The sequence below is a fragment of the Mesorhizobium sp. M4A.F.Ca.ET.020.02.1.1 genome, assembly GCF_004022645.1.
GTDB lineage: Bacteria > Pseudomonadota > Alphaproteobacteria > Rhizobiales > Rhizobiaceae > Mesorhizobium.
The window spans coordinates 1-4,029 of record NZ_RZOI01000571.1 but is presented as its reverse complement, the minus strand read 5'-3'; the positions used below and the strand labels follow the sequence as shown (position 1 = coordinate 4,029).

The following is a 4,029-nucleotide window of genomic DNA, read 5'->3' as shown; positions in this document are numbered from 1 at the left end:
GGAATCCACCGTTGCCGTGCCGCCACCGCCGAACTCGCCGCTGACGCCGATCGCGCCGGCACGGCGCGCGGCACCCATCGAGGTCGGCGACGCCGGGCCGTTGTCGGCGATGAAGCCATAGGGCATGCCGAGCGTGCGCATCAATTCGACACCGCGCCGGTGACGCTCCGGGTCGGCATTGCGTTCGACCAACGCCGTCGGCAGATGCTCCATCGACGTGCCGCCGGAATGGATGTCGAAGACGACGTCGTGCCGGGCAAACAGCTCGGTCTCGAGGAAATGCGCGAGCCGGCCGGTCGGCGTGCCCGAGGGGTCGCCCGGAAAGGCGCGGTTGAGGTTGCCGCCGTCGAGCGGCGAGCAGCGCTTGGCCGCCATCACAGCCGGCACGTTCGCCATCGGCAGGATGGTGACCCGACCCCTGATCCGCTTGGGATCGAGCCTGCGCACAAGCTTGGCCAGCGACAGCTCGCCCTCATATTCGTCGCCGTGATTGCCTGCCATCAGAAGCAGCGACGGGCCCTCGCCGTTGCGGATCAGGCAGATCGGCACCTTGACCTGGAAATAGGGCGAGCGGTCGATCGAGAACGGGATGCTCAAATGACCTGATGTTTTGCCGTCGCGGTCGAAATCGAGCGCGTGGACGAGGCCGGTGTGCATGGTTCCCTCTCAGACGGCCGCCACCGCCGTGACCTCGATGCGCAAGTCCGGATCGGCCAGGCGCGCCTCGACGCACGCACGGGCAGGCAGCCGTGACGGATCCACCCAGGCATCGTAGATCTTGTTCATGGCATCGAAGTCGCCGATCTGCGGCAGGAAGATGTTGACCGCCACCAGCTTCGACTTGCTGCTGCCGGCCTCGATGAGCAGCGACTCGATCTTGGCCAGCACGTCGCTCGTCTGCGCCTCGATGCCGGCCTTGCGGTCGTTGGCGACCTGCCCCGCGATGTGCACCATGCCGCCATAGACGACGGCCTGCGACATGCGGGACCCGGACTGGAAGTACTTGATCATGACGGATCCTTTCGAGGTTCTCTCATAGGGCTCTGGTCAGCCGAAATAGGTGGGGAAGGCGTGCGCCACATGCCCGTTTCCATCGACGCCGAAGATGACGCGGTAGCGGTCGAGGCACGTGCAAGGGTGCGAGATGCCGAACTCGACGACGTCGCCGACGGCGATGTCGTCGCCCGGCTGAAGCGACAGGAAGGCATGCTGGTCGTTGAGTTTTATGACCTCGGCTTTCGGTGGCACCGCAAGCGCATGGCCGGCGCGATGGACCATCAACGGCTTCGGGAAGCCTTGGTCGAACGAGACGTCGCGCATCCCCATGCCGCAGATGGCGAGGCTTGGTTCTGGCCGCGACAGCACCTCGGCCCAGATGCGCAGCGCCGGGCGGAACAAGCGCCGCGCCGAAACACTCGCGCCATTGACGGTAAAACCGTTGCGGGCATCGACCGCCCCCAGCGATCGATCGTAGACGCCATGATCGTGGAAGAAGATGGCGCCGCTGCGCAGCACCAGCCTCGCATTGCTGTCCTTCGCGACAATGTGCGAAAGCGCCGCGACCACCTTGTCGAAAAAGACCGAACCGCCGGCCGTCGCGATCAATGGCGCCTCGCCGCCGACGCGGGCGCGGAGCCTGAGGAACATGTCGCCGACGTTTGCCAGCAGCGCCGACACCACCTCGTCGGCACGCACCGGATCGGACTGGGCTGCCGCACCTTCATAGGTCGCGACGCCGGCGATCAGCAGCCGTCCACCGGTCGCCGCGATTGCATCGGCGATCGCTTCCGCCTCAGCCGTGCTTCGCGCGCCTGCCCTGGCCGTGCCGAGCTCGACCAGAACGGGCAATGGCTGCAAGGCAGAATTGGCGCGCCAGGCTTGCGCCAGCGCGCCCACGGCGGGGACAGAGTCGGCAAAGATGCTAAGCTCGGCATCCGGCCAGGCGCCGGCGAGTGCCGCGAGGCGGCCGGCGCCGCCCGCGCCGCCGACCTCGTTGGCGATGATCAGCCGCGTCAGCCCGGTTTTCAGCATCACGGTGGCCTGCCTGATGTCGGCGACCGTCGTGCCCCATGCGCCGGCCTCGACCAGCGATCGGGCAAGGTCCGGCGCCATCGGCGTCTTGGCGTGCGGCGCGATCTCGGCGCCCTGCTCGCGGATATAACGCAGGAAGAGGTCGCGATTTGAGGTGAAGGCGGCCTCGTCGAGCGTCAGCAAAGGCAGCGACATGCGGCCGTCTGCCGGATGCCAGCCTTGTTGCCCGACCTGTCTGCTGTCCAGCCCGGAGGTGCCTGGCGGCACGCCGCGGATGCGATCGTCGAGCAGAAAATTTTCATGCACGACGAGCGGCGGAGCCGGTGTGTTTTCACTCATCCGATGCTACCCCTTGGGCCGTTCCAGAGAGATTGCCGGTGCCGGTCATCGCTTGAGAGAAACGCATGCCCATTCCCTACGGTGGACCGATCATCGATGCCCATCATCATCTCTGGGACCTGGGTCTCGGCCGCAATCCCTGGCTGACGCCCACGGCCGGCGAACGCGGCGGCCTGGGCGAGCTTGGCCCGCTGCGCCGCAACTATCTGCCCCAGGATTATCTGCGCGATGTCGCCCGGCACGCTGTCGTCGCCACCGTCCATGTCGAAGCCGGCTGGGCTGCCGACGACTGCGTCGGCGAGACCCGCTGGCTGGAGACGCTGGACAAGTCGCAGGGAATCCCGACACGCTATGTCGTGCACGTGCCGCTGGCCAGGCGGCAGGCCCCGGCGATTATCGAAGCGCAGGCTGCCTTCCATCGCGTCGTCGGCGTGCGCGATATTCTGAGCTGGGACCCCGATCCGGCGCGTCGCTTCGCCGCCCGCGACGGCATCATGGACGATCCGGCCTGGCGCTCCGGACTGAAGCTGCTCGCGCGCCACGGGCTCTCCTTTGACCTGATGGTGTTCCCGCGCCAACTGGCTGATGCCGCTCGCCTCGCCGCGGCCTTTCCAGATCAGCAATTCGTCCTCAACCATTGCGGCAGCCCGATCGACCGCGACGTTGATGGCATGCGGAAATGGCGCGACGGACTGCGGCTTCTGGCGCAGCACGACAACGTTGCCGTCAAGATCTCGGACCTCGTCGCCTACGATCATGACTGGACGCTCGACAGCCTGCGGCCGGTGGTGCTGCACTGCATCGACTGTTTTGGAACGAAGCGCGCCATGTTCGGCTCCGACTTCCCGGTCGCCGGCCTGCATGCCTCGTTCGACGAAGTGTATGACAGCTTCAAGGCCATTGCTTCCGGCCTTTCCGCGGACGAGCAGGCGGCGCTGTTCTTCGGCAACGCCAAGCGCATCTACCGGCTGGACGACGTGTCATCGACGAGCCTGCTCCCGGCCTGAGAGAAGCAGCAGGCCGAGGATCAGCGAGCCGAACAGGATGCTGCGCCAACCCGGAGATGCGTTGACCACGGTGATCAGCGCGGTGATGGTCACCAAGAGGATCGCGCCGGGAATGGTGCCGGCATAGGTGCCGAGCCCGCCGAGAATGGACGTGCCGCCGAGCACCACCGCGGCGATCGATGCAAGCAGGTAGGGATCGCCGATCCCGACATAGCCCTGTCCGTTCATGCCGAGCACGAGCACGCCCGCCAGCCCCGCCGTGAAGCCGCTGATGCCATAGACGGCGAGTGTCGTCGACGTCACCGGCACGCCGGACAGGGCCGCGGCAAGCGGATTGGCGCCCATGGCGAAGATGCGCGCGCCGAACGGCGTGGCGTGCATGACCGTCAGCACAATCGCGGAAACGGCCACCCAGAGCAGAATGCCCGCCGGAATCCCTGCCGGCCGCGCATTGCCGAGCCAATGCACCAGCGGGTTCTCGGCGGTGACGGCACTGCCGCCAGCAATGATGATCAGAAGCCCTTGCAGGAAGGTCGCCATGGCCAGCGTCATGATCATGGGATGAACGCGCAGCAGCGCCACGCCGAGCCCGTTGACCAGCCCGATCACCGTGGTCAGCGCAAGCACCGCGAGCACCGGCGCAAGGCCGGTC

The 4,029-nt window shown here is 66.7% G+C and carries 5 protein-coding genes; 1 reads left to right on the top strand and 4 read right to left on the bottom strand.

The window, feature by feature from the left end:
* From EN742_RS26925 to EN742_RS26915, 3 genes are all read right to left on the bottom strand, one after another.
* On the bottom strand, window positions 1-657 hold a 657-nt coding region (locus tag EN742_RS26925; protein WP_128333476.1), incomplete at its 3' end, for a succinylglutamate desuccinylase/aspartoacylase family protein.
* A 9-nt stretch (window positions 658-666) separates the two neighbouring features.
* Window positions 667-1,011 carry a RidA family protein gene (locus EN742_RS26920; RefSeq protein ID WP_126058960.1) on the bottom strand — a complete coding sequence of 115 codons (345 nt, stop codon included), beginning with the start codon at window positions 1,009-1,011 and terminating at the stop codon, window positions 667-669.
* A gap of 36 nt (window positions 1,012-1,047) precedes the next feature.
* Entirely contained in the window at window positions 1,048-2,370 is a 1,323-nt protein-coding gene (locus EN742_RS26915; RefSeq protein ID WP_127405898.1) for an alanine racemase, read from the bottom strand.
* Window positions 2,371-2,435: 65 nt separating this feature from the next.
* Here EN742_RS26915 and EN742_RS26910 point away from each other — a divergent pair, with 65 nt between their 5' ends.
* Complete coding sequence (locus tag EN742_RS26910) at window positions 2,436-3,377, top strand: amidohydrolase family protein (protein ID WP_127405899.1); 942 nt, start codon at window positions 2,436-2,438, stop codon at window positions 3,375-3,377.
* Here the strand turns inward: EN742_RS26910 and EN742_RS26905 are convergent.
* Window positions 3,351-4,029 (bottom strand): ABC transporter permease (locus EN742_RS26905; RefSeq protein WP_148670278.1); only part of this gene is annotated, 679 nt, incomplete at its 5' end. The two genes, EN742_RS26910 and EN742_RS26905, sit on opposite strands and share 27 nt — an antisense overlap.